The 23477-nt window shown below is 66.5% G+C and carries 24 protein-coding genes and 2 tRNA genes; 10 read left to right on the forward strand and 16 right to left on the reverse strand.

What is annotated here, in order from left to right; all coding sequences use genetic code 11:
• Positions 1-272: 272 nt before the first annotated feature.
• Complete coding sequence (locus ACNTAO_RS04525; RefSeq protein WP_435160778.1) at positions 273-656, reverse strand: DUF5615 family PIN-like protein; 384 nt, start codon at positions 654-656, stop codon at positions 273-275.
• The gene (locus tag ACNTAO_RS04530; RefSeq protein WP_267665722.1) at positions 619-912 is read right to left on the reverse strand and encodes a DUF433 domain-containing protein; all 294 of its coding nucleotides are present in this window, start codon (positions 910-912) and stop codon (positions 619-621) included. The genes ACNTAO_RS04525 and ACNTAO_RS04530 overlap by 38 nt, the downstream gene beginning before the upstream one ends.
• A gap of 389 nt (positions 913-1301) precedes the next feature.
• Between ACNTAO_RS04530 and asd the strand changes: the two genes are divergently transcribed.
• Positions 1302-2345, forward strand: coding sequence for an aspartate-semialdehyde dehydrogenase (gene asd / locus ACNTAO_RS04535; RefSeq protein WP_435160779.1), 1044 nt, complete (start codon positions 1302-1304; stop codon positions 2343-2345).
• Positions 2346-2459: 114 nt separating this feature from the next.
• Here the strand turns inward: asd and ACNTAO_RS04540 are convergent, their stop codons facing one another.
• Both ACNTAO_RS04540 and ACNTAO_RS04545 read right to left on the reverse strand, forming a co-directional pair.
• Positions 2460-4493 carry a 3-hydroxyacyl-CoA dehydrogenase/enoyl-CoA hydratase family protein gene (locus tag ACNTAO_RS04540; protein WP_435160780.1) on the reverse strand — a complete coding sequence of 678 codons (2034 nt, stop codon included), beginning with the start codon at positions 4491-4493 and terminating at the stop codon, positions 2460-2462.
• Between the two features lie 78 nt (positions 4494-4571).
• Positions 4572-5915, reverse strand: coding sequence for a putative ATP-dependent zinc protease (locus ACNTAO_RS04545; RefSeq protein WP_435160781.1), 1344 nt, complete (start codon positions 5913-5915; stop codon positions 4572-4574).
• Between the two features lie 103 nt (positions 5916-6018).
• Here ACNTAO_RS04545 and ACNTAO_RS04550 point away from each other — a divergent pair, with 103 nt between their 5' ends.
• The 4 genes from ACNTAO_RS04550 (at position 6019) to ACNTAO_RS04565 (ending at position 9666) form a co-directional block, all read left to right on the forward strand.
• Positions 6019-7059, forward strand: a complete 1041-nt coding sequence (locus tag ACNTAO_RS04550) for a succinylglutamate desuccinylase/aspartoacylase family protein (protein ID WP_435160782.1) — start codon at positions 6019-6021, stop codon at positions 7057-7059.
• 154 nt (positions 7060-7213) lie between these two features.
• The gene (locus tag ACNTAO_RS04555) at positions 7214-8074 is read left to right on the forward strand and encodes a hypothetical protein (RefSeq protein WP_435160783.1); all 861 of its coding nucleotides are present in this window, start codon (positions 7214-7216) and stop codon (positions 8072-8074) included.
• A 62-nt stretch (positions 8075-8136) separates the two neighbouring features.
• The gene (locus ACNTAO_RS04560) at positions 8137-9006 is read left to right on the forward strand and encodes a TatD family hydrolase (RefSeq protein ID WP_435160784.1); all 870 of its coding nucleotides are present in this window, start codon (positions 8137-8139) and stop codon (positions 9004-9006) included.
• 81 nt (positions 9007-9087) lie between these two features.
• Positions 9088-9666, forward strand: a complete 579-nt coding sequence (locus ACNTAO_RS04565) for a DUF2150 family protein (protein WP_435160785.1) — start codon at positions 9088-9090, stop codon at positions 9664-9666.
• 4 nt (positions 9667-9670) lie between these two features.
• On the opposite strand, the gene ACNTAO_RS04570 is transcribed toward ACNTAO_RS04565, so the two are convergent.
• The 3 genes from ACNTAO_RS04570 to crtID form a co-directional block, all read right to left on the reverse strand.
• Positions 9671-10516 carry a DUF63 family protein gene (locus tag ACNTAO_RS04570; RefSeq protein ID WP_435160786.1) on the reverse strand — a complete coding sequence of 282 codons (846 nt, stop codon included), beginning with the start codon at positions 10514-10516 and terminating at the stop codon, positions 9671-9673.
• Positions 10513-10962 carry a universal stress protein gene (locus ACNTAO_RS04575; RefSeq protein ID WP_435160787.1) on the reverse strand — a complete coding sequence of 150 codons (450 nt, stop codon included), beginning with the start codon at positions 10960-10962 and terminating at the stop codon, positions 10513-10515. Before ACNTAO_RS04575 ends, ACNTAO_RS04570 begins: the two co-directional genes overlap by 4 nt.
• Positions 10963-11071: 109 nt before the next feature.
• Positions 11072-12583, reverse strand: a complete 1512-nt coding sequence (crtID, locus tag ACNTAO_RS04580; RefSeq protein ID WP_435160788.1) for a bifunctional phytoene desaturase/3,4-desaturase — start codon at positions 12581-12583, stop codon at positions 11072-11074.
• Between the two features lie 101 nt (positions 12584-12684).
• On the opposite strand from crtID, the gene ACNTAO_RS04585 reads away from it, so the two are divergent.
• Positions 12685-13749 (forward strand): Brp/Blh family beta-carotene 15,15'-dioxygenase, encoded by a 1065-nt coding sequence (locus ACNTAO_RS04585; RefSeq protein WP_435160789.1) that lies wholly within the window; start codon positions 12685-12687, stop codon positions 13747-13749.
• Positions 13750-13753: 4 nt separating this feature from the next.
• On the opposite strand, the gene ACNTAO_RS04590 is transcribed toward ACNTAO_RS04585, so the two are convergent.
• Positions 13754-14365 carry a DUF2238 domain-containing protein gene (locus tag ACNTAO_RS04590; protein ID WP_435160790.1) on the reverse strand — a complete coding sequence of 204 codons (612 nt, stop codon included), beginning with the start codon at positions 14363-14365 and terminating at the stop codon, positions 13754-13756.
• A 162-nt stretch (positions 14366-14527) separates the two neighbouring features.
• On the opposite strand from ACNTAO_RS04590, the gene ACNTAO_RS04595 reads away from it, so the two are divergent.
• Both ACNTAO_RS04595 and aceB read left to right on the forward strand, forming a co-directional pair.
• The gene (locus tag ACNTAO_RS04595; protein ID WP_435160791.1) at positions 14528-15787 is read left to right on the forward strand and encodes an MgtC/SapB family protein; all 1260 of its coding nucleotides are present in this window, start codon (positions 14528-14530) and stop codon (positions 15785-15787) included.
• A gap of 96 nt (positions 15788-15883) precedes the next feature.
• Complete coding sequence (gene aceB / locus ACNTAO_RS04600; RefSeq protein WP_435160792.1) at positions 15884-17185, forward strand: malate synthase AceB; 1302 nt, start codon at positions 15884-15886, stop codon at positions 17183-17185.
• A 627-nt stretch (positions 17186-17812) separates the two neighbouring features.
• Here the strand turns inward: aceB and ACNTAO_RS04605 are convergent.
• The 7 genes from ACNTAO_RS04605 to ACNTAO_RS04635 form a co-directional block, all read right to left on the reverse strand.
• Positions 17813-17887 (reverse strand) — tRNA-Val (locus tag ACNTAO_RS04605).
• 85 nt (positions 17888-17972) lie between these two features.
• Positions 17973-18266, reverse strand: coding sequence for a DUF7553 family protein (locus ACNTAO_RS04610; protein ID WP_435160793.1), 294 nt, complete (start codon positions 18264-18266; stop codon positions 17973-17975).
• A gap of 108 nt (positions 18267-18374) precedes the next feature.
• Positions 18375-18908: a cob(I)yrinic acid a,c-diamide adenosyltransferase gene (locus tag ACNTAO_RS04615; RefSeq protein ID WP_435160794.1), complete on the reverse strand. Its 534-nt coding sequence runs from the start codon at positions 18906-18908 to the stop codon at positions 18375-18377.
• Positions 18905-19144 (reverse strand): glutathione S-transferase N-terminal domain-containing protein, encoded by a 240-nt coding sequence (locus tag ACNTAO_RS04620; RefSeq protein ID WP_435160795.1) that lies wholly within the window; start codon positions 19142-19144, stop codon positions 18905-18907. Before ACNTAO_RS04620 ends, ACNTAO_RS04615 begins: the two co-directional genes overlap by 4 nt.
• Before the next feature lie 52 nt (positions 19145-19196).
• Positions 19197-19592: an acyl-CoA thioesterase gene (locus ACNTAO_RS04625; protein WP_435161351.1), complete on the reverse strand. Its 396-nt coding sequence runs from the start codon at positions 19590-19592 to the stop codon at positions 19197-19199.
• A 107-nt stretch (positions 19593-19699) separates the two neighbouring features.
• Entirely contained in the window at positions 19700-20365 is a 666-nt protein-coding gene (gene phoU / locus ACNTAO_RS04630; RefSeq protein ID WP_435160796.1) for a phosphate signaling complex protein PhoU, read from the reverse strand.
• A 113-nt stretch (positions 20366-20478) separates the two neighbouring features.
• Complete coding sequence (locus tag ACNTAO_RS04635) at positions 20479-20661, reverse strand: hypothetical protein (RefSeq protein ID WP_435160797.1); 183 nt, start codon at positions 20659-20661, stop codon at positions 20479-20481.
• Between the two features lie 108 nt (positions 20662-20769).
• Here ACNTAO_RS04635 and solA point away from each other — a divergent pair, with 108 nt between their 5' ends.
• On the forward strand, positions 20770-21909 hold the full coding sequence (gene solA, locus ACNTAO_RS04640; RefSeq protein WP_435160798.1) for an N-methyl-L-tryptophan oxidase: 1140 nt from the start codon (positions 20770-20772) through the stop codon (positions 21907-21909).
• Between the two features lie 403 nt (positions 21910-22312).
• Here solA and ACNTAO_RS04645 read toward each other — a convergent pair.
• Positions 22313-22387 (reverse strand) — tRNA-Val (locus ACNTAO_RS04645).
• Between the two features lie 171 nt (positions 22388-22558).
• Here ACNTAO_RS04645 and ACNTAO_RS04650 point away from each other — a divergent pair.
• Positions 22559-23425, forward strand: coding sequence for a hypothetical protein (locus ACNTAO_RS04650; RefSeq protein WP_435160799.1), 867 nt, complete (start codon positions 22559-22561; stop codon positions 23423-23425).
• Positions 23426-23477 lie beyond the last annotated feature (52 nt).

Genomic DNA, 23477 nt, shown 5'->3' on the forward strand with positions numbered 1-23477 from the left:
GAATCCTGTTGCTCACACAACCACCACCAGACACGTATTGGGAGAGGGTGTGGCTGAAAGCGGTGCCCGGGTGTCACTGTGCAGTGTCGTTCATCCAGCCACAGAGACACATGCATCGAATCAGCATGAAAGGGGTCACACACAGTGTCAGTACAGCCGCTCGCTCATACTGTGTCGCCCGCAACACTACCGGACGAAAATCTACTAGTAGGCTCGGTGAAAGTGTATTACCAGATTTGAAGGCCTCAAACCCGTAAAACTGATACATCTGATTAAATCCATGGATCGATTTCTTCTCGTCCACCGAACGCATCTCGGGTTGGATACGTATCGACCATGCTAATAAGGCCAGCCGCAACCCGGTACGCCGGCATCGTATCGTCGTAGAGGAGAACGATGCCTGCGTGGGCATCTGGTGGTAGTCCACCGAAGTCTTTCACGTCACTCGTTACCGTGATCAGTTGGTGTTCCCGCGCGTACGGTAGGACATCCGCTTCGTCGTCGGCTCCCTGCCAGAGCGCATCGCGGACGTGCTCGGAGTGAATTCCTTCTTTCTTCAGATACGTCGCCGTCTTCGGATCGATGTTTTCGTCCAGTAGAAACCGCCACCCGCCCATTTCAGGCGGCGTCCGGATCGACGCCTTCGGGACGATCAATCGACTCGTGGAAGTCCACTTTCGCGTCTTCGCGCTCTCGTTCGGCCTCACGCATCTCTCGTGGGTGGTCGTGGTAGTACGCCAACGCGTGGTACACGTCAGCTACGTCGAGATCGTACCGATCGGCAACGGCCTCGGGGTCTTCACCCCGGTCTTCGACGAGGGCATACACTTGCCGGACGCTGATTCGACGGCCGCGAATGTGGGGCTCGCTCATGAGCTCGCGTGCGATCCGCCGAGATTCGCCCTCTGCCATACGTGGTTCTTGCTGCTACTCCCCCAAAAACATACTGTTGACTGGATTGAGAGAGGACTGCAACACTTGAAATGTACGCCCGCGACACTAACGACCGGTCTCATCCCTGGCGGCGTGCCGTGTCGACCGGGAAACCCTCGTGGCGGGCGGCCACCGACGCGGTGGCGGGCGGGTCGCAGCGTGCGACCGGATGTACCGTGCCTGGGTTCTCCGCGCGCTCATCGCTCCCAGTTGGGAGTACTCGGGCGGGGACGTGGGGCACGCACCCGAAGTGAGTCGCTGTGGTGGCTTAACAGCCACGGTCGGACGCACACCCGCCGAGATACCCGAGGACGACGCCCGGCGCGCGTATCCGAACGCACTTATGTGATAATCGCTCACTGTCGGCAATGTCTGTACGAGTCGGCATCCTCGGTGCGACCGGTGCGGTCGGCCAACGATTCATCCAGCTGCTCGGCGACCATCCGACGTTCGAACTCGCAGCGGTCACCGCGAGTCAGTCGAGCGCCGGCAAGACGTATCGCGAGGCAGCCAAGTGGCGCGTCGACACGCCCATCCCGGACGCCGTCGCCGAGATGGAGGTCAAAGCGACCGCTCCGGCGGCGATCGAAGACGCGGACGTCGACCTGCTCTTCTCGTCGCTGCCCTCCGCGGCGGCCGCCGAGGTCGAGCCGGACTTCCTCGAGGCCGGCTACGTCGTCTCGTCGAACTCCTCGAACGACCGCATGGCACCAGACGTCCCGCTCACCATCCCCGAGATCAACCCGGACCACCTCGGGCTTATCGAGGTCCAGCGCGAGGAGCGCGGGTGGGACGGCGCACTCGTAAAGAACCCCAACTGCTCGACGATCACGATGGTCCCGACGCTGGCCGCGCTCGACGAGTTCGGTCTGGAGACCGTTCACGTCTCCACGCTTCAGGCGGTCTCCGGTGCCGGCTACTCCGGCGTCACCTCGATGGAGATACTCGACAACGCCATCCCGCACATCGGTGGCGAAGAAGACAAGATGGAGACGGAGTCACGAAAGCTCCTCGGCTCGTTCGACGGCGCAGAGCTCACCCTCCACGACGCCGACGTCGCCGCCTCGTGTAACCGGATCCCGACGCTCGACGGTCACCTCGAGAACGTGTTCGTCGAGATGGCCGAGACGCCCGAGGTCCCCGAGGTTCGTGAGGCGATGCGAGCGTTCGAGGGAACGGACCTCCCGAGCTCGCCGAGCCAGCTCATCAAAGTGTTCGGCCCCGACGAGCCCGACCGGCCACAGCCGCGACTCGACCGAACGTACGCCGACGGCATGGGCATCGTGGCCGGCGGCGTAACTGCTACCACGGCGGGCGTCCAGTACAACTGTCTCGCTCACAACACGATCCGGGGTGCCGCGGGCGCGTCGATCCTCAACGGCGAGCTGCTCGTCGACGCCGGTTACGTCTGATCGGTCGCCCGGCGACCACGACCCCTCCTCCGCCCAGCCACCACGACTCCTCCTCGACCGGCGACCACGACTCCTCCTCGACCGGCGACCACGACTCCTCTTCGCTCGCGCCGCTCAGCGCCCCTCGAACGTCGGCTCTCGATCCGCGTCGAACGCGGTCAATCCCTCCTCGAAGTCGTCGGTCCCGAACAGCCCGCCGAACGCCTGGGCTTCGAGCGCGAACCCCGCCGCGCCGTCGCCGCGTCCGGCGTGGATCGCGCGCTTCGTGTACGCCTGTGCGATCGGCGGACCGTCGGCGAGGTCGGACGCGAGGTCGAGCGCGTGCTCGAACAGCCCGTCACCGGCGACGACGTCCGTGAGGAAGCCGTACTCGGCCATCGTCTCGGCGTCGTACCGGTCGGTCGTGAAGATGATCTCCTTCGCGCGTCCCTCTCCGACGAGGCGTGCGAGTCGCTGTGTTCCACCCCACCCCGGGAGAAGCCCGAGGTCGTGTTCCGGCTGGCCGAACGTCGACCCCGCAGACGCGATGCGGAGGTCCGCGGCCGCAGCGAGTTCCATTCCACCACCGAGACAGTACCCGTCGATTCCGGCCACGACCGGGACGTCCGCCCGCTCGAGCGTCTCCATCACCCGCTGGCCGTGCCGGGCGAGTTCGACGCCCTCGGCCGCCGATGCGCCGGCGAACGCCTCGGTGACGTTCGCACCCGCAGAGAACGCCCGGTCACCCGCACCGGTGAGCAGTATCGCTCGGACCGCGTCCATCCGGTCGAGGCCCTCGGCGGCCGCCTTTAGCTCCTCGAGGAGCGTGACCGAGATCGTGTTGAGCCGTTCCGGCCGGTCGAGTTCGACGTGTGCGACGCGATCGTGCACCTCGACGGAGAGCGTGTCGTAGTTGGCGTCGAGCGGCGTCGACGCGCCGCCTTGTCCACCGTCCGACGCGTCCGTGGCTGCGGCGTCGTCACTCGACGGCGTCGACACGGCTTCGTCCGCGGTGAACCCGCCGGCTGCGGCCGCCTCGCGGAGAGCGTCGGTCGCCTCGTACCGGGCGGCACCGGTCTCGGCGGAGAGGGCGTCGAGGACCGCGACGAGCGTCCCGAGTCCCTCGGCGTCCGCGAGGGCCGCCGGACCCGTGGTGAACCCTGCGCCGAGCCGCATCGCGCGGTCTATCGCGGCGGCATCGGCGACGTCGTCACCGATCAAGCCGGCCGTCTCGTTGGCAGCGACCGCGAGGAGGCGCTGCCGAACCGCATCGTCGGGCGTCGCGGACGCGTACGCCGCGCCGTCGGCGTCGTAGTCGTAAAATCCGGTGCCGGTCTTCTTGCCGAGCGTCCCGGCGTCGGCCTTCTCGAGGAGCGCGGGCGCCGGCCGATACGCCTCACCGAGCGTCTCGTGGAGGTGCTCGAGGACGTGTAAGACGACGTCGACGCCGATCTGGTCGGCGAGTTCGAAGGCCCCCATCGGCAGATCGAGTGCCGTCGTGACGGTGGCGTCGACCGTCTCGACGGAGGCGGCGTCCGCGTCGAGCAGCCACGCCGCCTCGTTCACGAACGGAACGAGGACCCGGTTGACGATGAACCCTGGACTGTCCTTCCGGACGCGAACGGGCTCCTTACCGAGGTCCTCGGCGAGGGCGGTGACGAGATCGAGCGTCTCCGGCGCGGTGTCTGCCCCGGCGATCACCTCGACGAGCGGCATCCTGACCGGCGGGTTGAAAAAGTGCATCCCACAAAAGCGGTCGGGGCGGTCGGTGACGGACGCGAGGTCGGTGATAGAGAGACTCGACGTGTTCGACACGAGGATCGCGCCGTCGGGGGCGTGCTCGAGCGTGGACGCGTACACGTCGGCTTTGATCGAGCGCTGCTCCGGAACTGCCTCGACTATCACGTCCGCCTCTTCGACGGCAGCCTCCAGGTCGACGACCGGGTCGATCCGGTCGAGAGTGCTCTCGACCGCATCCTCGTCGAGGTCGCCGCGCTCTTCGAGCCGCTCGAGCGACCACTCGATCGACTCGTACCCGGCTTCGACGTACTCGCGTTCGACGTCGCGCATCGTCACCGAATACCCCGCGAGCGCGGCGACCTCGGCGATGCCGTGGCCCATGTTGCCGGCACCGAGGACCGCTATCTGCGTTACGTCTTCGAGTTGCATACGTGGGCCCTCACGAGGAGACGGATTCAACGTTTTCATCGCGGCACGGACGCGGCGTTCGGACTGCTGCCGCCGCGGTCACTCCTCGAGGATCTCGCCGGTCGACTCGGGCTCGTCGCCGTCGGCCCGCTTGCGAACGTCCACACGGTAGTGCTCGAGGATGTCGCGCCCCAACAGCAGCGGGTACTCCATGTGACCGCGGTCCTCGACGCTCGCGGTCACGGTGTGTTGGTTGCCGCCGACGCCGATGACGAGGTCGACGACCGGTCGCGCCTTTCCGCCCTTCACGCTACCCGATTTGACCCGCGTCATGCTCTTGATCGGTCCCGCACCGATCTCCGCGGCCAGGGAGGTGTCGATGCTGGTTCGGGTCGCGCCCGTATCGGACTTCGCGAACGACTGCGTCGACCCGGAGGTGCCGGTGACGACGACCTCCTCGATGTACCCGATCACCGGCTGGGTCGTCGGCGTTGGCTTCGGTCGCGGCGCACACGACGGCCGAGAGTCGTCGAGGGTGCCAGCGAGCCGTTCGACCGCCTCATCGTCGACTGTGCCACCCACCGTCTCGACGGCTAGCTTGGCGATGTGTGGTGCCGGGCTCGTGCCAGTGGCTTCGAACAGTCCTTTGAATCCAGCCGTCGGGTTGACCTCGAGGACGTACCAGCCGTCGTACCCCTCGACGAGGTCGACGCCCGCGTAGTCGAGACCCATCACGTCAGCGGCGTACAGAGCGGTGTCGGCCGCTTCCGTCGGCATGTCGTCGGTCGCGTCCTCGACGGCGCCGCCGAGAGCGACGTTGGTCCGCCAGTCACCCTCTGGGGCGTACCGGTACATCGAGCCGACGATCTCATCGCCGACGACGTACACCCGCAGATCCCGGTGTCGTTCGTCGTCCCGGTCGATCAGCCGCTGGAGGAACGCCTGTCGGTTGCCGACCTTCGGGTTGACGCGCTCCGTGAGGTCGACCTTCCAGGTCCCGCCGCCGTGGGTGCCGATGGCAGTTTTGTACACCCCGACCTCGCCGAACCGTTCACGGTCCTCGTTGAGCCGATCGTTCGAGAGCGCGAGTAAGGCGTCTGGGACGCGCACGTTCCAGTCGGCGAGCGTCGCCGCGCTCGCGAACTTGTGGATCGACGCCAACACCGCGTCTGGGTCGTTGAGCATCGGTCTGATTCGCTCGAACGTCGTCGCGAGCCCGAGCAGCTCTGCGGGCTGGTCGGTGTTCGAGACGAGCAGCCGATTGGCGATGACGTCGACGGCGGGCTCAATGTCGACGGTGCCGCCATCGACGCGTATCGCGGCGTTCTCCTCGCGAAGCCACACCGGCTCGTGGCCGAGCGCCTCGACGGCGTTACAGATGGCTTTCGTCTCCTTGCTGTTGTGCAGCGACAGGACACCAACACGCACCGGGTCCGTAGACATATACACTCACCTCTTCGTGCCACCTGTAAAACGCACCGGTCGGGCAGGCGGCACTCGGCGGCGGCCGTCACGTATTACCCCACCGCCCACGTCTCGCGGAACGATGAGTGACGATGGGGGGTTCACTTACGACGGCGGTGTGGTGGGACCCGGCGAGACGCAGAACGTGCGGTACAGCATCAGCGAGACGTACCTCGGCGACCCGGTTCGGATTCCGGTCACGATTATCAACGGAGAGCGCGACGGTCCGACCGCGTTCCTCTCTGCGGCCTCACACGGCGACGAACTCAATGGCGTGGAGGTCGTTCGAGAGGTCGCCCACGAGTGGGACCTCTCCGAGCTGGCCGGCACCCTCGTCTGTCTTCCCGTCCTCAACGTTCCCGGGTTCCTCGCACAACAGCGGTACCTCCCGGTGTACGACCGCGACCTCAATCGGTCGTTTCCCGGCCGCCCCGGGTCGACGAGCGCGAAGCGGATGGCACACCGAATCTACACGAACTTCGTCGAGCCGTGCGACTTCGGTATCGACTTTCACACCTCCACGCGCGGCCGGACGAACATGCTCCACGCCCGCGGTGACCTCGCCGACGACGGTGTCGCTCGGCTCGCGCGTGCGTTCGGCTCGCACGTCATCATCGACAGCGAGGGGCCGAGCGGGACGCTCCGCGGCGAGGCGACGGACGCCGGGATCGCGACGCTCACCGTCGAGATGGGTGAAGCCCACCGGTTCCAACGATCGCTCATCGACGACGCACTCGAGGGCGTGGAGTCGGTGTTCGCGGAGTACGACATGCTCGATTCAACCGCCGTCCGTCGGCCGAACTGGCGGACGATCGTCGCGGGCAGCGCCGAGAAGACGTGGCTCCGGGCCGACTCCGGCGGCATCGTCGACGTCCACCACGAGAGCGGGTCGCTGGTCGACGCTGGCGACCGAATTGCGACCATAACCAACCCGTTCAAAGAGGACGTGGTGGCGGTGTCTGCACCGTTCACCGGGCTGTTGCTCGGCGTCCTCGAGAACCCAGTCGTCTATCCGGGGAACCCGCTCTGTCACCTCGTCGAGGTCGACGAGTCGACCGAGCGCGCCATCGTGGCTGACCGGCCGGCAGCGCAAGACGACACACGCCCGACCCGCGCCGAGTGATCTGCAGAGGGCGACCGTCAGAGTGCTCACACACCGATCGCCAGTGCGGCCGGCGGCACGACGAGACGGAGATCATCGGAGTTACCCGTTCGCCCGGCGAAGCACGCGCATCTGTGATGATTCGAAACGCTACGCCGACCGGTGAGGTGCGACCGTGAACCCCGACCGGGTAGACTTCGTCGTCGACCTCGCGTACGGGCTGTTGATACTCGTCGCCATCGTCCTCTTCGCCATCGTCGGCGGCCGGGTGGGGACGGCGTTCGGCCTGGGAGTGTTCGTCTCGTACGTCCTTCACGTCGTCTGGAAGATGGCGCGGTTCGATCCCGACTGGATGACGCAGGCGGTCACCGAGAACGTCGAAGAGACGCTGCGGACCGAGGTCGAAGGCGTCATGGAGCAGGTCGAGGCGGTGAACGAGCGCGTCGACCGCCGGCCGCGCACCGACGAGGTCACCCAAGCCGTCGACGAGAGTGTCGGCGAGACAGTAGAGAAGACGGTCGGCGAGACAGTAGAGAAGACGGTCGGCGAGACAGTAGAGAAGACGGTCGGTGAAACCGTCGAGGAGACCGTCGGTGAAACTGTCGAGGCGCAGGTCGAAGAGACTGTAGAGAAGACAGTTGGAGAGACTGTCGAAGAAACCGTCGGCGAGACGGTAGAACAGACGGTTGGCCAAACTGTCGAAGAGACTGTTGGCGAGCAGGTCGAACAGACCGTCGAAGAGACTGTTGGCGAGCAGGTCGAACAGACCGTCGAAGAGACTGTTGGCGAGCAGGTCGAACAGACCGTCGAAGAGACTGTGGAAAAAACGGTCGGGGAGACGGTGGGCGAAACGGTCGAAGAGACCGTCGAAAAGCGGCTGGACGAGGTCGTGGTGAGCGATGATGCCGACTCAGCTACGGATGACAGCGGAGAGGCGCCCGACGACGACACGCCAGAGGAAAACGGCGAGACGCCTGACGATGACGACGACGCGTCCGACGACAACAACGGCGACGCGCCCGACGACGGGCGCTGAGACAACCCACCGAGCGTGACCGAATCGCACAAACACCTGGGACGCAACCTCGAACACGATACATGACCGTCGACTTGGACACGCCGGTACTCGACAACCACCTCCACCTCGATCCGCGACACGGCCGCGGACTCGCGGCCGTCGAGGACTTCGTTCGGCTCGGTGGCACACACCTACTCGTGGTCAACAAGCCGTCGTGGCACCTCGGCGTCAAGGCGACCGACCCGGCCGACTTCCGCGCCGTCTTTGAAGAGACGTGCTCGATCGTCGACGACGCGACCGAGCTGCTCCCCGGCCGGGCGTGGCCGGTTCTCGGCGTGCACCCCGGGCTCGTCAGCCGACTCGTAGACGAGCGGGGCTTCTCACCACACGACGCCCGAGAGCTCATGTGTGGCGGCATCGAGACCGCGGCGGAGTACGTGGCAGCGGGACGGGCGCTGGCGCTCAAATCCGGCCGTCCACACTACGAGGTGACGGATGCCGTCTGGGAGGCGTCGAACGCCGTGATCCGGCGGGCGTTCGAGTGCGGTGCCGACGAGGACTGTGCGGTCCAACTTCACACGGAGGCCACGGAGGACCTCACCGACCTCGCTACCGTCGCCGAGTCGGTCGGGCTCGACCCCACCCGGGTGGTGAAACACTACGCGGCCGGGCGGCTCGCGGGTCCAACGCCGAGCGTGATGAGCGAGCGTGACCGACTCGAACGGGCCGCAGCCGCCGGTCGGCCGTTCCTCATGGAGACCGACTTCGTCGACGACCCCGACCGACCGGGGATGGTGCTCGGACCGAAGACGGTACCTCGGCGCGTCCGGTGGCTACTCGAATCCGGCCACGACGACGCGGTCCGGCGGGCACACGTCGAGACGCCCGCAGCGGTCTACGGGATCGACACCGGAGCGACGCTCGATCCATCGACAGAACGTTCCGCGTGACCGCCTGCATCGGGGTGTGACGGCGTCGCTCGGGCCGATCGATAAGAAAGGCCTTTGAATCGGCCGGGAGAGAGGTGGAGTATGACCGAGGACGAGGCCGTCGAAACGTTCTACTCCGAAGAACGCTGGCAGAACTGGCTCGATCGGGTCGCCGACGAGGAGCTCGATCCCGAAAACGAGTCGTCCGCACGACTCCTGTTGAACCTCCAAGACGACGCGGCGATCGCGGTCGCAAAGATCCTGGCGGCGTTCGAGGAAGAGCGCATCGACGAGGAGCGTGCGGTCGACGAGCTCCAGACCGTGAGTGACATCGTGCTCGCGGAGACGCCCTTCGACGACGAGGAGACGGCGATGCTCATCGACGGCGTACAGACCTCGCTCGTACCCGTCTTCTACGCGGCCGAGGAGTACGTCGTCGGCGGGGCCGCCGAGGGCGACGTCACGGACTTCGTCCACGCAGCCGCCGAAGCCGAGACCGACGAGGACTTCGACGCCGCCCTCGGCTACGTGGTCCAGGCCGGTACGCGCATTCTCGACGGCGGGACGCTAGACATCGGCGTCGTAGAGGAGCTCGAGTACGGCCTCGTCTCGGAGTGGGTCAACGGCCTCGACTCGCTGCAGTCGGCTATCGAGGACCCAGAGGTCGTCGAAGAAGACTAGTCGCTCACGCCGACACGCTGAACAGCAGCAGGTTGTGTATAGCGGGTCCGAGTCCGACTGCAGCGACGAACCCGACGAGCAAGAGCCCCTCACGCGGCGCTTCTCGAACGGTCGGCGCGAAGAGCGAGACGACCCCTCCAGAGACGACGAGTTTCACCAGCACGAAGAGCCACGCCTCACCGAACACCGGTATCGACGGGACGCCGAGTTCGAGGATGATCCGGGAGAGCGGGCTCCGTTCGCCGAAGCCCAGCTGCGTCACGCCGACCGCCGTCGAGACGCCGTCGAGCGCGTGGCCGAACACGACGAGCCGCCCGACGCGATCGATCGACGCGACAGCCGGTCGGACCGCGGCGAGCACCCCCCAAGCGACGAGTGCGAACGGGACGGCGACTACCAGCGACAGGCCGGCCCACCGGGCACCCGCGCCGGGGATTCCTTGCGCGCCGACGGCGACGACGGCGACGACGAACCCGAGCGTTCCAACCGCGGCGAGCGCTCGTGGAACGCGCTCTGGGTCGGCGGTCGTGGCCGAAGCCGCGAGCCAGACCCCCCCGGCGAACGTCGCCGTCGTGAGGTACACCGTCGGCGATCCGCCGAGCGGAGCGAGAAGCGCCGGGAGGCCGTCGACGACGAAGAGCACGTGTGCTGCTGCGCCGAGCGCCATCCACGGCGCGAGCGCGAGCACGTGCGCCCCGGTGACCGCCGGTGATCGCCGACGAAACGAGACGGCGACAGCACTGGCGGCGAGGACGATCCCGAGGAGGTACGGAAGCGGCGGCAGGGTCGTCCCGGCCGGGACGAGCGGAAACGACCCCAACGACGTCACCGCGGCGGCGTCACCCGTCACACCGAGAGCACCGGCTGACTCGCGTACAAGAGGACGTACTCGGCTGCCTTCGCGAGCACCTCGCCGGGGGTACCCGTGACCGGCTCACGGGGGACGACGACGAAGTCGGCCTCAAGCTCCTCTGCGGTGTCGAGCACCACGCTTCCCGGATGGACCGTCTTCACCTGCGTCGAGAAGCCGTACGCGATGGAGTTGCTGTGTGTGACGCCGACCGCCTCGGCGCGTTCGGCGACGGACTCGGTGAACGACTCGGTGTCCGCTGCGACGTCATCTTCGTCTATCGCGCCCGTCTCGAGGGCTCTGACGACCGACTCGTCGAGGACGTACAGCGCGTGGACGGTCGCGCCGTACTCCCGAGCGATCTCGACGGCGTAGTCGACGGCCTCGTGAGACGCCTCGCTCCCGTCGACGGGAACGAGCACGAGGTCGATGTCGAGCGATGTCATACCGGACCCGAGGATGGGAGGGGGCAAAAAGCCCGTCGGATGCGAGAACGAGACGCGGTCATCGGGCGACGACGGCGACGACTGGCGGTGGGACGCACGCCGGCAGTCGTCAGTCGGCTCCCGCCGGTGGTGCCGTGCTGGCGACCTCGGGGTAGTCTTCGAGGACCGCCTCGGCGGTCCGCTCACCGCTTATGAGACACATCGGCATCCCGATCCCGGGGGCGGTGTACGACCCCGCGTAGTACAGCCCGTCGAGGTCGGCGCGGTGGCTCGGCCGGAACGGACCGGTCTGAAACAGCGTGTGTGCGAGCCCGAGCGCGGTGCCCTGTGGATTGCCGTACCGCTCCGCGAACTCGGCGACACACGCCGTCTCCTCGGTGACGATCCGGTCGCGGAAGTCGACACCGGCGTGGGCAGCGAGGTCGTCGAGGACCTGTTCGCGGAACTGCGACCGCGTCGCCGGCCCGTCGTCGAGCCCGGGGGCGATCGGCACGAGCACGACGACTGCGTGGTGACCGGGCGGCGCGACCGTGTCGTCCGTCTTCGAGGTGACAGAGAGGTAGTACGCGGGGTCACTCGGCCACGCCGGGTCGTCGAAGATGGACGCGAAGTGGTCGTCCCAGTCCGTCGGCAACACGAGCGAGTGGTGTGCCAAGTCGCCGACGTCACCTTCGACCCCGAGGTACAGCATGTACGCGGAGGGCGCGTACGTCCGGTCCTCCCAGTACGACTCGTCGTGTGCGCGGTGTGGTTCGGGGAGCAGCTCGCGTTCTGTGTGTGCTGGGTTGGCGTTGCTCACCACGACGTCTGCGGGCTCGGTACCCGCCTCGGTTCGGAGGGTGAACGAGCCGGCACGGCCGTCGATCCGTTCGACACCGACGCCCGTGTTGAGTTCGACGCCGAGTTCGCGACACAAGTCGGCGAGGCCGTCGACGACTCCGGCGATCCCTCCCTCGGGGTAGAAGACGTTTAGGTTCAAATCGACGTGGCTCATGATGCTGTACAGCGCCGGCGTGTTGTGCGGTGATCCGCCGAGGAACACCAGCGTGTACTCGAGCAGTTGCCTGAGCTTCGGGTGTTCGACGTACCGCGAGACGTAGTCGTCCATGGTCCCGAACAGCCGCACCCGTGGAGCCAGCGGCAACAGGTCGGTGTCGACGTACTCTCGCAGGCGCTCACGTCCCTCGTACACCACGCGGTCCATCGCGAGCTCGTAGTTCTCCTCGGCGGTGTCGAGGTATCGCTCAAGCGCCTCGCCCGCGCCTGCCTCGTACGACTCGAACACCTCGGCCGCGTTCGCCCGGTTCGGCTCGATGTCGACGCGGTCGCCGTCCTTCCAGAAGACCCGGTACTGCGGGTCGAGCCGCGAGAGCGCGTAGTAGTCGTCCGGCGAGCGGTCGAAGTGATCGAAAAATCGCTCGAAGACGTCCGGCATGAGGTACCACGAGGGTCCGGTGTCGAACCGAAACCCGTCGCGTTCTAACACGCCGGCGTGGCCGCCGAGTCGCTCGTGCTGTTCGTACAGTCGCACGTCCGCACCAGCGTCCGCGAGGTATGCAGCCGTCGCGAGCCCCCCGAAGCCACCGCCGACGACCGCCACTCGCTGATCTGTCTCGCGCATGCACGCTGGATACGGACTGGTCACCTATCGCCTCGGCGGCGGTTGTCAGATGCTTGGACTGCGCGCGGCTTTTTATACGGGGAGGGATCCAACACGTCGACATGAGTGTTCGGGGGAGCTGGGCGATCCGGCGGCTGTACCGGGGAGGCGAGACGCACCCGTCGTTGCGATTCTCACGTGCCGCACTGGTGGTGTTGACCGTCGCGTTCGCTGCCGTCGGGACCGCGGGGGTGACGATGCCGCTCGAAGCACAGATGGTGGTCTACCTCGTCGGAATGATCGCGTTGAACCTCCCACACGGCGGCTACGAACACTTCGAGAACCTACGGCGGCGACAGCCGACGTTTCGGTGGCGGTACGTAGCGGCGTACCTCGGCGGCGTCGCGGCGTTCGTCGGGCTGCTCCTCCTCGCGCCGGTCGCCGGACTGGCGCTCGCGGTGACGGTCGCGATCGCGAAGGGCGGACTCGGCGGCCTCTCGGTGCTCGATGCGACGAGCGGGACGGACCACCTCGAGACGCGATTCCAGCGGCTGCTGGCTGCTGGTGTTCGCGGGGGTGCCGTCATGCTCGTACCGATCGTGTTCTGGCCGGAGACGTTCCACACGTTCAGTGCGCTCATGGTTGGACTCGTCGAACCGGGCGGGCTCGCGCCGTACGCCGCGTACTTCGACGTGACGCGCCCGATCATCGCCGGCGGGTACGGACTCGCGCTCGTGACGCACATCGGTCTGGGGTACGTTCGTGGCGGTGGTCGCTCGTGGGTCGTGGACGCCGGCGAGAGTCTGCTCCTCGCCGCGTACTTCGCGTTCGTCCCCGTGCTCGTGGCGGTCGGACTCTACTTCCCCTTCTGGTACTCGGCCAGACAGGTGGCCCGGACCCAGACCGTCGACGACGCGCCGGTCGGTGACCCGTCGTGGGACCTCGTCGGTGGCTCCGACGCCGCGACCGTCGCGATCCGTGCGTGGGGCATCCTCGTCGTCGGCGCGCTCGCGACATTCGGCGTGCTCGCAGCCGTGTACTGGGCGATCCCGAACCCACTCGCTGGCGTCGGGATATTGCCGGGAGCGGTCGCCTTCTGGAGCATCTTCATCAGCATCGTGGCGCTCCCGCACGTCGTGGTCGGATCGGTGCTCGACGTCGACCGCGGAATCTGGTACGTCCCGTAGTCGCTCACGTCGTCTCGTGTTCGTCGGTCGGTAGCGTCGTCCCCGCGTCTGCTGCGGTACCTGCCTCGTCGAGACCAGTTTCGGAAGCGACGCGTTCGACGACGCGGTCACCGAACAGGACGACGAGCCCGGCACCCACGAGATTAAACACCAGATCGAAGGCGGTGTCGGTGGCGCTGTACTGGACGAGGACGGGGTCGAGCCCCACTCGACGAGAACCGGTGTGAACCACGTACTCGAGGACTTCCCACAGAGCACCGAGTCCAACTACGGCACCGAGTACGCGAGGGCGCGGGTCCGCTCCCCGCTCGCGTGCTATCACGTGGACGACTTCTCCGAGTATCGTCGCGGTGAGCGTGTGCGTGAGGTGGTCCCACCACCGAACGTCGTCGTACGGCCCGAGCATCCCAACGGCGTGTGCGACCATCGCTCCCGAGACGTACCCCCGATGCCACGGCCGGATCGCCACGTCCGCGCGACGCTCGAGAACCGACGGGAGATACGTTCCAGCCACGGATGCGACCGCATTCACGACCGCAGCCGGGTCCCGGCGGCGGAGGCCTTCGAGCAGGACGGCGACGAGTGCCAGCCGAGATCCCGTTTCGATCCGGGTCATCGCCTCGGTAGAGGAGCCGGAGGCGTATGAGTCGGTTGGAACCGAGGTCGGCCCACACGGGGTGTGGCACCCCGACAGCAGCCGGTGCCGTCGGGCCGCTGAGATATCACCACGAACGTACCTCCCGTAGTTTGACATATGCGCCCGTCGTAGGTCGACCCGATGGTCACCCCAGGAGTCGACCCGGTCGTCGAGGTACTCGGTCACCTGCTCGTCGGCTTCGGACTGGGAGCGCTCGTCGGACTCGAGCGCGAACAGAGCGAGTCTGGGGGGACGTTTGCCGGGAGCCGGACGTTCCCGCTGTTCGCGCTCTACGGTGGGCTGGTCGCTGCGTTCGTCCCGAGCGCACGAGCGGTCGCGCTCGCCGTCGTCGTCGTTCCGCTCACCGTCGCGTACGCGGCCAAAATCGTCTACGAGGGGGACGTCGGACTGACGACGCTCGTGGCTGCGCTGCTCACGACGCTGCTCGGCGCGGTCGCAATGCACTCGGACGCTGGTGCGGTCGTCGCAGTTGTCGTCGGTGGAGCGGTCACCGTTCTCTTGTCGGTCAAGGATCCGATACATGCGTTCGCCGACCGGATCGAAAAGACGGAGCGCATCGCGTCTGCGAAGTTCGTCCTCGTCGTTCTCGTCGTGCTGCCGTCGCTGCCGAATCGCTCACTCGACGTGCTGTACGGGCTCAATCCGCGATTCGTCTGGCTGATGGTGGTGTTCGTCACCGGCCTCGGATTCGTGGCGTACCTCCTCGGGATCGTCCTCGGTCCAGAGCGGAGCATCGCGGTCACCGGGGTCGTTGGCGGGTTCGTTTCCTCGACGGCGACGACGGTGTCGATGGCCGAAAAGACGGTCCAGAACGAGTCGCTGTACCGCGTGTCGGCGTTCGCCGTCGTCACCGCATCGGTAGTGATGTTCCCGCGGGCGCTCGTCGAGGTTGCCGTGGTCAATCCTCGTTTGCTCGTGCGTGTGGCACCACCGCTCGGCGCGATGACCACCGTTGGTGTGATGGCCGCGGGGGTGCTGTACTGGCGGACGGCCACAGACGAGACGGTCGATCCCGAGCCGATGAAGAATCCGTTCCGACTGCGCCCCGCGCTGTTTTTCGGTGGGATCTTCGCGGTCGTGCTCCTCGTCTCCGAACACGCGCACGGATGGTTCGGGTCGTCTGGAATCTACGTCACGGCCTTCCTCTCTGGGCTCGCAGACGTCGACGCGATGACGATCAGCCTGAGCGCGCTCGCAGCTGACGGTACGGTCTCCGAGCGGGTCGCGGCGACGGGGATCGTCGTCGCTGCCGTCGCGAACACGCTGCTCAAAGCCGGGCTGGCGTGGCTGCTCGGAACCGGTCGACTCGGGCGGCTCGTCTCGATCGTGTTGGGGCTCGTCGTCGTCACCGGGGTGGCGCTGATCGCAGTCGGGATCTGAGTGCCGGTCTCGCGGCCGCTCGACGACGGGCGAAGAACCCCGTAGAATTTCTCCATCACGAACTATTAGGATACCCGCACGCACTCTCACACACACATGACTCGAAGAAGACACGACCGGTCGTTCGTGCGGACGTTTTTCACCTCTCCCACCGCGGTCGAGGGCGAAGACGACTCCGCCAAGATGCTTCGACGCGCCGCCGAGCTCCGCGGCATGCAGGCCCCCGACGTCTGGGTCCCGGACAACGAGGACGCCACCGCCCCGTCGATGCGCGACCAGGGCGCACAGAACATCGTCGACGTCGTCGCCGAGAACGGCGCCGACTTCCCCGGCGAAATACACCCCCGGATGGTGTGGCACCGCGACGACCCCACCACCCGCTATCAGGGCTTCCAGCACATGCTCGACATCGCCGACCCGCAAAAGGGAGCCATCGAACACATCGACGGCTTCGTCATCCCCGAAGTCGGCGGCATCGACGACTGGAAGAAGGCCGACGAGTTCTTCACCATCGTCGAGGCCGAACACGGGCTCGAGCCAGGGAGTCTCGCGATGTCCGTCATCATCGAGAGCGGCCAGGCCGAACTCGCCATGCGGAACCTCCGCGACGAGATGGGCAAGCCCGAAAACACCCTCGAACGGCTGTTCTTACTCGTCGACGGCGAGGTCGACTACACGAAAGACATGCGCGCGCTCACTCCGACGGGCGAACTCCCCGAGTGGCCCGAACTGCGGCACAACACCTCGCGCGGCGCGAGCGCGGCCGGCTGTATCGCCGTCGACGGCCCCTACGACGACATCCGCGACGTCGAGGGCTACCACGAGCGCATGCGTGACAACCAGGCGAAAGGCATGCTCGGCATCTGGTCGTTGACCCCCGGACAGGTCGTCGAGGCGAACCAATCGCCGCTCCCGCCGAAGACCGGGAGCTGGCTCTTGGATACCGGCGACACCGAGGTCGAACTCGACTCCCGAGACGGCGTCTGGACGTACGACGGCACCGACGTGTCGCTCGTGGAGACGGGCAACACGTACGAGCTCGCGGTCGACGGCTCCACGCAGACGCTCGACGACGACGAGCTACACGAAACGCTGCTCGAGATGACCGCGTACGTTCCGAGCATGGACGACGTCGTGGACTCGATGGAGGAGTTCGAGGCGGCCAAGGCGGCCGGCCGCGGCGCGATCGCGATGGAGCGGTCGGCGACGCTTCGGATCGACGAGGTCGAAGTCGCCATCGCGACGGACCGCATGTGGGACGAGGCGACCTACCAGGCGGCGATGACGCCGATCGCCCTGTTCCAGGACGTCTACGAGAACCGGCCGGACCAACACGAAGCACTCGTCGAGATGTACGGCGAAGACGTCGTCGAGCGCGCGATGGCAGTCGGTACCTGAGCGCAGGTCACATAGACTGCACGCTCGTACCTCTTACCCCAATCATCCCTGCGGTGGCGCGCGCCTCGTGAGGTCGCCGGAGGCGGGCTCGCGAGCGCGTGCGAGGGATGAGCGAGGGAGCGAAGCGACCGAGCGAATCGGCTGGGGAGGGGGTGGCCAAATCGTGCCCGGCGGTCGCGCGGCCGTCTCGGTCACACGATCACCACATACGTACGAGAGCGAATCGGTCTGGGAGGGTGTGGCGAAGTGGTGTCCGGGTGTCGTGCGGTCGTCTCGGTCACACGATCACCAACGACGCATCGAATCGGCTGGGGAGGGGGTGGCCAAATCGTGCCCGGCGGTCGCGCGGCCGTCTCGATTACACGATCACCACATGCGTACGAGAGCGAATCGGCCCGGGAAGGTGTGGCCGAAAGGAGTGTCCATGTCTCCCAGGGTCGTCTCGGTGCGTGGTGTCCGGGCGTCGCACGGTCGTACTCTTTTCCAGAACCACCGGTACAGACGTAAAGAGCCAGCAACTCGCTTGACTTCGTCTCCCCTCCCTGAAGGCGTGCTCTCTCACGAGAATAACTGCATCACGGCCTGAGACGGCGGAAGACCGTCACACAACCCCGGCAAGCGACTGAGTGGGTCGGGGCAGATTCGAACTGCCGACCTGCTCCGTGTGAAGGAGCCGTCATAACCGGACTAGACCACCGACCCGTGTCCAATATGTGCTGCACGTCGAGACTTAAACGTTGCTTTGTGGGTGCCCGCACCCACACACGCGCAGAGCCGATTGACCCACTCAGGTCGCGTCCTCAGTCACCGCTTCGGCGTCGTCGTCGGCCCGATACGCCTCGATGCGGCCGCGAGCCGACGCAAGTGCCGTACGCACCTCCCCCTCCGTGCGTGCCTCGAGGTCGGCGACGTCGGACTGCAGCCGTTCGAGTCGCGACGGCTCCGGTTCCGCTGGCGACTCCTCACCGATCAACGCGCTGACCCGCTCTCGAAGCGGCTCGAGTTCCTCTTCGACACCCGCTTTCGCGTGTTCAGCGGCCCGACCGAGGTAGTACCGTGCGTCTTCGAAGTGTTTGCTCATATCTGTCCTTTGGACGAGGACGAATATATGCGTTGTGGCAGTTCGCTCATACGAATGCGTGGAGACGACGCCACGCCGGCCGGTCGAGACGCAGGTACGGCCAGCAGATCAGTACGTTGGCGACTCTTCGGGCTCGCCGTCGCGAGCGTTTGCCACGCGACCGAGCGTAAAGAGGAGGTCCGAGAGCCGGTTGAGGTAGGTGACCACGGTCTCGTTTATCGGCTCAGACTGTGCGAGTTCGACGGTCCGTCGTTCGGCGCGGCGCACGACCGTTCGGGCGTGGTGGAGTCGCGCACCGGACGGCCCTCCACCCGGCAGAATGAACGACTGGAGCGGCGCGAGCTCCTCGTCGTACCCGTCGATCTCCGTTTCGAGTGTCGCGACGTGGTCCGACTCGACCTGTGGGTCCTCCGGGTCTGGGTCGGGATTCGCCAGGTCGGCTTGGACCACGTGGAGGTGATTTTGAATCGTTTCGAGCAGCGCGTCGAGGTCGTCGTAGCCCGTCGGTCGCACGGTACCGACGAGCGCGTTCGCCTCGTCGACGGTGCCGTACGCTTCGATTCGAAGACTCGACTTCGACACCCGGCTCAAGTCCCTGAGGTCCGTCTGGCCGTCGTCACCGCGGCCGGTGTAGATGCTCATCGCAGGCTCCCCTCGACGTACTCGAGGATGTTCGCACTCTCGCTCATCGTCACCCCACGCGTCTCGTCGACGAGGACCGGGACACCACGCTGCCCGCTCACGCGCTTCACCTCGTTTCGGTCGGAGTGGAGGGGGTCGACCGCGATCGTCTCGTAGTCGACGTCGGCGTCGGCGAGTGCGTCGTGCACCCGCTCACACCACGGGCATCCGTCGAGTGCGTACAGCTGGATCGACATGGCTCGACGAAGTGGATGAAGCCAAAAGAAGGTACGTATCCGCCCGCGCGACTCACAGGTCGTGGTACGTCTCGATCGTCGCACGGTAGCGCTCTGGAAGCGGACGAGAGGCGCCGTCGTCGTCGACGGCGACCTGGACCGACTCCGCTTCGGCGACCGTCTCTCCGCCGGTCCGGAGCTCGTAGCGCATCGGCACGCTCGAGGTGCCGAGCCGGGGAACGTCGACGTCGACCGCGACGGTCTCGTCGCCGAGGTGGACCGGTCGGTGGAAGTCGATCGAGAGCGAGGCGAGCACGGTCGCGACCGCCGAGAGGTCCGCGCCGAGCACCGCACGATAGTACTGCGTTCGAGCCTGTTCGAGGTACGTCGCGTACACCGCGTTGTTGACGTGACCCATCGCGTCGACGTCTCTGAATCGGATCTGCAGCTCGGTCGTGTACGTGGACATACCGTCCGGCTCGCGCCCCGACGTCATGTACGCGTCGGCTCCGGTCACGACCGCCATCGACCGGGTCACGACCGCCATCGGCACTCCGGGACCGACGGACCGTCCGGTCAGTAGAGCAGTTCGTCGTCGTTTTCGATCATGTACAGCGCTCTCGCGGCGATGTTGACCGTGTGGTCGCCGACCCGTTCGAGGTCGCGGACGGTGAGGAGGAGCCGAGAGACGTGTTCCATCGTCGTCTCCGGGTCGGCGGCGTAGTCGCTCTCGATGAGATCGCGGACGACGTGGTCGCTCGCCGCCTCACACGCCGCGTCGACGTCGTCGTCACGCGACGCCACCGTGTAACACCGGTCGGGGTCCGACTCGCCGTACGCCGTCATCGCGAGGTCAAGCATCTCGAGGGTATCGTCGCCTATCTGCTGGACGTCGACGTCGGGCGACACCTCGTGGTCGGCCTGTCCGGCGTACCGGCCGAGGTTCGTCGCGAGGTCGGCGATCCGCTCGAGGTCCGTGATGATCTTGAACGAGGCGGCGATGAACCGGAGGTCACCGGCGACCGGCTGCTGGAGCGCGATCAGGTCCGTACACCGCTGTTCTAACTCGAGGTAGAGCTCGTTCACTTCCGTGTCGCCGGTGATGACCGTCTCACCGAGCGCGGCGTCGTGTCGCGCGAGCGCGTCTAACGCTGTTTGGAGGCGGTCCGCGACCAGCTCACTCATGTAGAGGACGTCGTCACGAAGCGCCTCCAGCTTCGTCTGGTACTGTTCGCGTGGCATCGTCTCTGTCAACGACCACGCCGAGCGAGTATAAATACGTCGCACCGTAGCAGTGGCTGTCGGCGGGCGCGCCCACACTGTCTCTCGACGAGCCGCCACGGTGCGTGTACTCCTCAGGACTCGATCGTCGACACCGTGTCGACGACGCCCGTCCCGAACGAGCGCGACTCGCCGTTCGGGAGGTCAAACATGTACATGCTTCCGACGAACTCGTAGTCGACGACGGGGAGTTCCGTCACCGATTCACCGTCGTACTCTACCGACTCGGTCAACTCCGCCGTGTAGGCTGGATCCATGTGCAACGTATCGTCCGGGACGAACGCGCAAAGCGCTTCTCCCTGTGAGACGCGTCGCCAGAGCGTCACCACCGGAGTATATGTACACCGGGGCGCAATCGTGGTGATATGTCACACGCGGCCGATCGGTACGACGCGATCGTCGTCGGCGTCGGCGGGATCGGGAGCGCCGTCGTCTACGAGCTGGCACGGCGGGGCGAACGGGTCCTCGGGCTCGAGCGGTACAGCATCCCGCACACGAACGGATCCTCACACGGGTACTCGCGTATCATCAGGCGCGCGTACCACGAGGACCCGGGCTACGTCTCGATGGTCTCGCGCGCGTACGACCGGTGGCGGGCGCTCGAGGACCGAGCCGACGAGCAGCTGCTGTACGAGACGGGGTCCATCGCGGCCGGGCCACCGGACAGCGACCTCGTCACGGGAGCGGTCGAGGCGTGCCGTGCACACGGGATCGACCACGAACGACTCGACGCCGCCGAGACGACCGCGCGGTTCCCCGGGCTCGACGTTCCGGACGACCACGAATCGGTGTATCAGGCCGACGGCGGGTTCGTGCGGCCCGAGGCGGGGATCGTCGCGCACGTCCGGCTCGCCCAGCGCGCCAGTGCCCGGATCCAGGCCCGAGAGCGGGTGATCGACTGGCAGTCGACGACCGACGGCGTACGCGTGAGCACGGACAAGGGACAGTACGCGGCCGACCGGCTCGTCGTCGCTGCTGGCGCGTGGACCGGGGAACTCGTCGAGCCGCTCGCCGACGAGCTCTCACCAGAACGGCAGGTGATCGCGTGGATGCAGCCGGAGCGTCCGCGTGCGTTCACCCCGGAGCGACTCCCGGTGTTTCTCGTCTCCGACGAGGAGGGCGTCGTCCACTACGGCATCCCGACGTTCGGTGCACCGGGAGTGAAGTTCGGCCGACACTACCACCTCCACGAGGTCGTCGACCCGACCGAGATGGACGACGAGCCGACCGCACGCGACGAGTCGGTGCTCCGTGCGGCCGCAGACGAGTACCTCACCGTCGGCGACGCGACGCTGATGGGACTCGAAACGTGTCTGTACACCAACACCGAGGACCGCGACTTCATCGTTGACACGCTTCCGAACCACCCGGACGTCGTCGTCCTCGCCGGCTTCTCCGGGCACGGATACAAGTTCGCCGGAACGCTCGGCGAGATCGGCGCCGACCTCGCGACCGGCGAGCCGGCTGCGTTCGACCTCGACCCGTTCCGTATCGGACGGCTGTGAGCGTCGGCGCGCGGCGACGAGCCGTTGCGTCTCCTCGACCCACCCACCGACTCACCACGCGCGAACCGCGACGCCGACACTGCGGTGGCGCGCGCCTCGCGAGCCGCCGGAGGCGTGCTCGCGAGCGCGTGCGAGGGATGAGCGAGTCGTCGGAGGCGACGAGCGAATCGGCTGGGGAGGGTGTGGCTGAAGATCGTGCCCGGGTGTCGTAGCGTTGTCGTGTCGTTCACACAACCACGTCCACGAACGTATCGAGTCGGCTGGGGAGGGCGTGGCACAAGTAGCGTCCGGCGGTCGCAGCGGGGTCGTGTCGGTTACGCCAACTGCACCTCGTAATGTCACGAATCGGGCCGTGTCCGCCACCGGTTCACCGGCGCGTATTCGGCGTTTCGCAAGGAGAAAGTGGGTTGGGGCAGATTTGAACTGCCGGCCTCCTCCATGTCAAGGAGGTGTCATAACCGGACTAGACTACCAACCCGCAGGGGCTTACTGACGCGTTTCGAGATATCTGTGGGATACAATTGAACCTTTCGGATCGGGTTCCCGTCCCGGAATCACGCCGACACAGACGACCCGCGTCGGTCCAGTCGTGTGACTCGATTGGAGAGGGGGGGGAAGTTTCATTAAACACGCGCCCGAGTAGCGCAATATGCAATCTGCCCAGCACGGCGGGCCTCGGCGAGCACTCGAGGCCGCAGCGGCCGACCGGGGCGTCGCCGACCCCGACTCGGTCGCCGGGCCGCGGACCGCGACGGTCCCGGTGTCACACGAGCACGACACCTTCGAGGTGAGCGGGCTCGAGACGGCCCGAGACGAGTCGCTGTTACAGGCGGTACTCGCAGACCACGACGGCATCAGCAGCGCCTCTGCGACACACCGCACCGACACGGTCGGGATCCACCATGACGCCGCGCTCTCACGCGACGACCTCCGAGACGTACTCACCGAGTACGGACTCGTGGTCGCACCCGGAGACGACGCGTTCACCAACCGGCGTGCCTCGCAGTTCGCCTCCGCCCGCGTCGCCGTGGCCGTCCTCTTCGGGCTCATGGTGGCGACCCCATACGTCGGTGTGCTGTACCCGACGCGGGTTGAGTGGCTGTTTTATGACCCCATCACCGTCGCGTACCTCCAGTCGATTCTCGACTCACACGTGGCGACGCACTTCTTCGTGAACCTCGCTGCACTCTCGGGCGTCGCGTTCCTCGTGGCGTGTGGGCCAACCATCCGACGCGCCGTGTCCGGACTCAAAAGCGGTCGAGTTACGCGTGAGGCCGCGTTCGTCGGCGGCGTCTGTGCCGTCTTCGGCTACAGCACCCTCGCCGCGTTCACCGGCTTCGACGGCGCGGTCCACTACGACCTCATCGCGTACGCGGTCGCCGGCGTCACCCTCTGGAGACACCACACCGACGAGCCGGCGTCGATCGAACAGCGGGCGACGGCGCCGACCGGTTCGGCCGACGGGTCTCCGACGCGAGACGACGACCGCGTCGCACTGACCGACGGCGGGCAGTAAGCAGATACCGACCCAGACGGCTTTCTTGCGGTCCAAATACGCGTCCGTCCAG

The sequence above is a fragment of the Halorubrum zhoui genome (assembly GCF_051194155.1).
Classification (GTDB): domain Archaea; phylum Halobacteriota; class Halobacteria; order Halobacteriales; family Haloferacaceae; genus Halorubrum.

Bases quoted from the DNA above. Each gene is read 5' to 3' on its own strand.
- ACNTAO_RS04540 (WP_435160780.1), bottom strand. From the start codon at position 4,493: ATGCAACTCGAAGACGTAACGCAGATAGCGGTCCTCGGTGCCGGCAAC.
- ACNTAO_RS04610 (WP_435160793.1), bottom strand. From the start codon at position 18,266: ATGAGCAAACACTTCGAAGACGCACGGTACTACCTCGGTCGGGCCGCT.
- ACNTAO_RS04585 (WP_435160789.1), top strand. From the start codon at position 12,685: ATGAGTGTTCGGGGGAGCTGGGCGATCCGGCGGCTGTACCGGGGAGGC.
- aceB (WP_435160792.1), top strand. From the start codon at position 15,884: ATGACTCGAAGAAGACACGACCGGTCGTTCGTGCGGACGTTTTTCACC.
- crtID (WP_435160788.1), bottom strand. From the start codon at position 12,583: ATGCGCGAGACAGATCAGCGAGTGGCGGTCGTCGGCGGTGGCTTCGGG.
- phoU (WP_435160796.1), bottom strand. From the start codon at position 20,365: ATGCCACGCGAACAGTACCAGACGAAGCTGGAGGCGCTTCGTGACGAC.
- ACNTAO_RS04635 (WP_435160797.1), bottom strand. From the start codon at position 20,661: ATGGATCCAGCCTACACGGCGGAGTTGACCGAGTCGGTAGAGTACGAC.
- ACNTAO_RS04565 (WP_435160785.1), top strand. From the start codon at position 9,088: ATGACCGAGGACGAGGCCGTCGAAACGTTCTACTCCGAAGAACGCTGG.
- ACNTAO_RS04615 (WP_435160794.1), bottom strand. From the start codon at position 18,908: ATGAGCATCTACACCGGCCGCGGTGACGACGGCCAGACGGACCTCAGG.
- ACNTAO_RS04545 (WP_435160781.1), bottom strand. From the start codon at position 5,915: ATGTCTACGGACCCGGTGCGTGTTGGTGTCCTGTCGCTGCACAACAGC.
- ACNTAO_RS04590 (WP_435160790.1), bottom strand. From the start codon at position 14,365: ATGACCCGGATCGAAACGGGATCTCGGCTGGCACTCGTCGCCGTCCTG.
- ACNTAO_RS04560 (WP_435160784.1), top strand. From the start codon at position 8,137: ATGACCGTCGACTTGGACACGCCGGTACTCGACAACCACCTCCACCTC.
- ACNTAO_RS04575 (WP_435160787.1), bottom strand. From the start codon at position 10,962: ATGACATCGCTCGACATCGACCTCGTGCTCGTTCCCGTCGACGGGAGC.
- ACNTAO_RS04530 (WP_267665722.1), bottom strand. From the start codon at position 912: ATGGCAGAGGGCGAATCTCGGCGGATCGCACGCGAGCTCATGAGCGAG.
- ACNTAO_RS04595 (WP_435160791.1), top strand. From the start codon at position 14,528: ATGGTCACCCCAGGAGTCGACCCGGTCGTCGAGGTACTCGGTCACCTG.
- ACNTAO_RS04650 (WP_435160799.1), top strand. From the start codon at position 22,559: ATGCAATCTGCCCAGCACGGCGGGCCTCGGCGAGCACTCGAGGCCGCA.
- ACNTAO_RS04550 (WP_435160782.1), top strand. From the start codon at position 6,019: ATGAGTGACGATGGGGGGTTCACTTACGACGGCGGTGTGGTGGGACCC.
- ACNTAO_RS04625 (WP_435161351.1), bottom strand. From the start codon at position 19,592: ATGTCCACGTACACGACCGAGCTGCAGATCCGATTCAGAGACGTCGAC.
- ACNTAO_RS04620 (WP_435160795.1), bottom strand. From the start codon at position 19,144: ATGTCGATCCAGCTGTACGCACTCGACGGATGCCCGTGGTGTGAGCGG.
- asd (WP_435160779.1), top strand. From the start codon at position 1,302: ATGTCTGTACGAGTCGGCATCCTCGGTGCGACCGGTGCGGTCGGCCAA.
- solA (WP_435160798.1), top strand. From the start codon at position 20,770: ATGTCACACGCGGCCGATCGGTACGACGCGATCGTCGTCGGCGTCGGC.